Here is a 4477-nt window from a genome sequence, read left to right on the forward strand (position 1 = left end):
CACACTTAAAGTTATATACCCTAAATATATTTCTATCAACCTTTATTTTGATTTTGTCAGGAAAACTGCCAAGGGTTTCTCTAGCTTTGGCTACAGCCAGAGCTACCGCAATGGGTTCAGTGCAACCAAGCGCCGGAGTCACTTGGTCTTTCAATATATCAAGAAAATTTAAATCTTCCATGATGCCCCTCCTTTGATTTGCAGATATACCTTCGCAAGTTGTATGCCATCGATGAAATCTTCAATAGGATTTCACGAAAGGCTGGACGGGGCTATATTTACCTGTCTTAAAAGACATGTTTTTTACAAGGCTAATAATATCATTATTATCAAATGTGAGAAAATATAAAATAAAAAAGCCTGTAAGGCTTGTATCGGTTCAGTTCTCATTATTGAGAAAAATTATCGTATTTGAGAAATGTGATCGCCTTTATCTAATTTCGGGATATAGTTAATCAAGTCGGTCTCACTTAGCTTACGATATAATGTGGCAAGGCTTATGCCCAGCTCTTCGGCTATTTTTTGTTTGGCTTTTGTATCACAGCCGTATTTATTAATCAAATCTTCAATTACTTTTTTCTCGTAGCGTGCGACCATTTCTTTTAATCCGCCTTTAATTATTGTCTTTTCAGCGCTTTGTTTTACATCGATTTTTCTTAGAATAGTTTCTGCTCTCAGGAAGTCCTCTTTCTCAAAAAGAACTCCGTATTCAATAATGTTTTCAAGCTCTCTAACATTGCCGGGAAATGAGTAGTTTTTCAGAAGTTCTCTCGCTTCCCTTGAAATTCCCTTGAGCTCTTTGCAATGTATCTTCAAGTAACGGTGGAAAAAAATTTCGGCGAGTTCTATAATATCCTCAGGCCGCTCTCGAAGGGGCGGAATGCGAATTGGAACCACATTTAGCCGATAAAACAAATCCTCCCGAAATTCACCTTTCTGTACCATAGACCATAAATCTTTATTTGTTGCGGCAATAATCCTTACATCAATCTTTACAGGGTCTACCCCTCCCACTCTATAAATTTCCCCATCTTGCAGCACTCTTAGCAGCCTTACCTGCATGTGAAGCGGTAAATCACCGATTTCGTCCAAAAACACCGTGCCGCCATTGGCTCTCTCAAACTTTCCTATTTTCCCCTTAGGATTGGCACCAGTAAAGGCGCCTTTTTCATATCCAAATAACTCGCTTTCTATTAGACTATCTGGAATGGCACCACAGTTGATGGGCAGAAAGATTTCATTTTTCCTAGGACTTTCATAGTGAATAGCTCTTGCAAATAGTTCTTTACCCGTACCACTTTCCCCCAGAAGTAATACTGTAACATCTTGGTTTGCTATATGTCTTGCCTGCTCTTTCACTGCGTTAAAAGTGGGGCTGCTTCCTAAAATGTCTTCAAAGGTAAAAGTCTCCGGGTTTTCGCTAATTTTAAAAATTGACCTGTGGAGTTTATTAAAATCCTTGAAAGTTGCAACCGCACCAGCCCTTTTCTTATTGAAAATGATAGATTTAACAGAAAGCAAAAAACGAGAAGTTCTGCCGTTTATTATCAAAACTTCTTCCTGATCCTTTATTTCATCATTTGTTGTCAAGACCTTTGTTACGCTGTTTTTAGGCAGGATTTTATCAAGATTTTTCCCAACAACATCTTCATTTTTTATATTAAATGCTTTACACGCCCACTCATTGATACATAAAATTTTACCATTATCATCGATAGCTATTATACCTTCATCAACAGAATCGATAATCGTTCTAAGTTCTGCTGATTTGTACCTTAATTCCTGGTGTAAAAGCTGTTCTTTTATTCTTGATGATATAAGTTTGCTCATTCGACTTACAAAGTTCATGTAATGGCATTGATTTTGAATAAAGGCCTTCTTTTGTTCAGGGGTAAAGGCAATCATACCTATTACACCCTCAACAGCTCTATCGCTTTCTATAGGATAACATACCTCCGCCTCTTCCCGGCAGCTACCTTTCCCGCTGCACATAGCACATTCAACGCAGGTTCTAGGTTCTGTGATAACATACTGCCTTCCGGTTTTTATACATTTTTCAAAAACAGAGTTTTTAGGAGCATATTTACCTATTTTTTCATAATACTTACCCGTTCCCGCAATTCTCTTCAAGGAATTATCCAGGATGGTTACATCAAGAGCTGTAACTGACATTATCGCTTCAGCTATTTCTTGCAATTCCTTCTGTAACCTATCTAAGGACAACTCATTTACCTCCCCGCCTTGCACTCGTTATAAGTATTCTATAATCTGATTCAATTTCCTCTTTACAGAAAAAACGGATTTTACAACCTTAATCTGGTTATGTATTTTGCGCCAATTCAGTAACTAGGGCTTTCTGCTGCATGTAAGCTTAAAGGGCCGTAGTATAGAAAAACCTAGTTAATTTAGTTATAATATACTTTAAAGTAGTAAAACAGTTCTCAATATCCGTATATAAAATTGAGATGATTAGAGGTGGAGCACATTGATTCACATTGTCACTGATAGTTCCTGTGATTTGCCAGAAGAATACCTTAAAAAACACAATATTTCCATTGTCCCTTTGACTATCAGGTTTGATGATGACAAAGAATATAGGGAAAAAATAGACATTACTCCTGAAGAATTTTATAAAAAAATGGCAGCTTCAAGTACACTGCCTAAAACAGCCCAGCCCTCCCCTGCAGACTTTCTCAAAGTTTTTGAAGAAGTGGCAGCTCCCGGTGATGAAATCTTATGTATAACTATTTCATCAAAACTTAGCGGGACCTTTCAATCTGCTAATTTAGCAAAAAACATGACATCCATACCTGTTACGGTCTTCGACTCTCTTGCCGCTTCACCAGGTCATGCACTGCAAATTATGAGAGCAGTAGAACTTAGGGATTCAGGCCATAGTATTGATGAGATAATCGCTGATTTGACCAACTTCCGAGACAATGAAATGAGAATTTTCATTTATCTTAAGACAGTAGAAAACATTGTAAAAGGCGGCCGTATAACTAGGTTTCAAGGCACACTAGCGAAAATAATGAACATTAAACTGATTTGTGAAGGCATCAAAGGCGAAGTGGTACCGCTAGAAAAGGTGCGCGGTGAAAAAAGAGCTTTGGAGCGCCTTATATCCCTAATCGGCCAGCAAAAAACCAACTTTTCAGATACAGTTTTCTATATAACTCACACGGAAAATCCGGGGGACGCTGAATTTATAAAGTCTGAATTGGTTAAGCGGTATAAGCCGCGGCAGGTTCTAATTTATGAAATCGGACCTACTGTAGGCACTTATACTGGCCCCGGAGGAATAGTCTTAACTTTTTAAAGGGCTTGTGGTCTTTTTTTACCACAAGCCCTTTAATTTACAGAGTACGTCCTTTTATTTAGAAAGGATCTTTAAAATCTCCCCGAAATAAATGCAGTGGTAATCATTGTCCTTGTACCAGGTGTCCTTTATCTCTTTCGAAAGCAGCTCCGGTTCCAAAGTGTTTTTGTAGACGATTTTACATATAAAATGCAGATCACCTTCAGCTACATAGGGCGATTCAATGTCATCTACATATGCCGGAGTAAGGCCGCATTCCTGGAATTTATCGATATCTCTTCCCGATTTTGTGCCACATGTTGCAAAAGCTTTTTTAAGCAAGCCTTCCCTTGAGAAACTTACGGTAAACGAGTCGGCTTTTGAAATAATATCATGAGTATGGCGAGAAAATCTAACCAAAACAGTAAGCATGGGCTTGTTCCATATGCGTCCAACAGTAGCCCAGCCTATAGTCATGGTATTTAGCTGGTCACCATATTTTACCGTAAGCAGCGCTCCTTTGGGCAGTTGATTTATAACGTCTTCCGATACATTTGCAAGTGTTATCTCTTTCACTAGAATCTCCTCCTAATGTAAATTAATATATTTTTAACCATTCAACCCAAATACTAATATATTAAAAAAAACAATATATATCGAGGTGTTAAAAATGTCGGACGAACAGCTTAAAACTTTATTAAACCTGTTAAATTATACTTTAGGCATTATAATTTCCCTTTTCTCAATTAAGCTTTATATAAAAAGAGAACTTACAGCACCGCTTTATATCACTTGTGCCATTATAGTGGCAGGGCCTATCGAAAATTTATTAATGTCTATGGTAAGTCCTAAAGAATGGTGGATTGTAGACGGTATAACGAGCATTTTGTTTTTAATATTTCTCTTGCTTGCTGTTCTTGACTTGGCAAATGCATCGAAAGCAACTGTACCTAATACTATTTTGCCATTATTTAGGTAACAAATCAACTATCCTGAAACCTTTTTGCCCTCCCTTTGGTTTTTTGCTAAATTTTATTATAAATGTTATTATGTAAAGGAATTGAGAAAAAATGGCTTTGTAAAGTTAACATGAAAGAATAGCACCCGAAAATGGCCAATAGCTTCATGCCACAAGCAAGAACTCCCGTTTTTGTTTTTTTTGAAAGTTTGAGACCAGCG

4 protein-coding genes and 1 pseudogene are annotated in these 4477 nt (G+C 37.5%); 2 read left to right on the forward strand and 3 right to left on the reverse strand.

The window, feature by feature from the left end:
* A pseudogene (locus tag JT739_RS10310) lies at positions 1-181 on the reverse strand (serine dehydratase subunit alpha family protein); the annotation flags it as partial.
* Between the two features lie 221 nt (positions 182-402).
* On the reverse strand, positions 403-2223 hold the full coding sequence (locus JT739_RS10315) for a sigma-54-dependent Fis family transcriptional regulator (RefSeq protein ID WP_237661037.1): 1821 nt from the start codon (positions 2221-2223) through the stop codon (positions 403-405).
* Positions 2224-2485: 262 nt separating this feature from the next.
* On the opposite strand from JT739_RS10315, the gene JT739_RS10320 reads away from it, so the two are divergent.
* Positions 2486-3319: a DegV family protein gene (locus JT739_RS10320; RefSeq protein WP_237661038.1), complete on the forward strand. Its 834-nt coding sequence runs from the start codon at positions 2486-2488 to the stop codon at positions 3317-3319.
* 54 nt (positions 3320-3373) lie between these two features.
* On the opposite strand, the gene JT739_RS10325 is transcribed toward JT739_RS10320, so the two are convergent.
* Positions 3374-3874: a flavin reductase family protein gene (locus JT739_RS10325; protein WP_237661039.1), complete on the reverse strand. Its 501-nt coding sequence runs from the start codon at positions 3872-3874 to the stop codon at positions 3374-3376.
* A gap of 94 nt (positions 3875-3968) precedes the next feature.
* Here JT739_RS10325 and JT739_RS10330 point away from each other — a divergent pair, with 94 nt between their 5' ends.
* Positions 3969-4277, forward strand: a complete 309-nt coding sequence (locus tag JT739_RS10330; protein ID WP_237661040.1) for a hypothetical protein — start codon at positions 3969-3971, stop codon at positions 4275-4277.
* The last annotated feature ends 200 nt before the right edge of the window (positions 4278-4477 follow it).

Origin of the sequence: Tepidanaerobacter sp. GT38 (assembly GCF_021991635.1) — a bacterium.
GTDB lineage: Bacteria > Bacillota > Thermosediminibacteria > Thermosediminibacterales > Tepidanaerobacteraceae > DTU063.

Bases quoted from the DNA above. Each gene is read 5' to 3' on its own strand.
- JT739_RS10330 (WP_237661040.1), top strand. From the start codon at position 3,969: ATGTCGGACGAACAGCTTAAAACTTTATTAAACCTGTTAAATTATACT.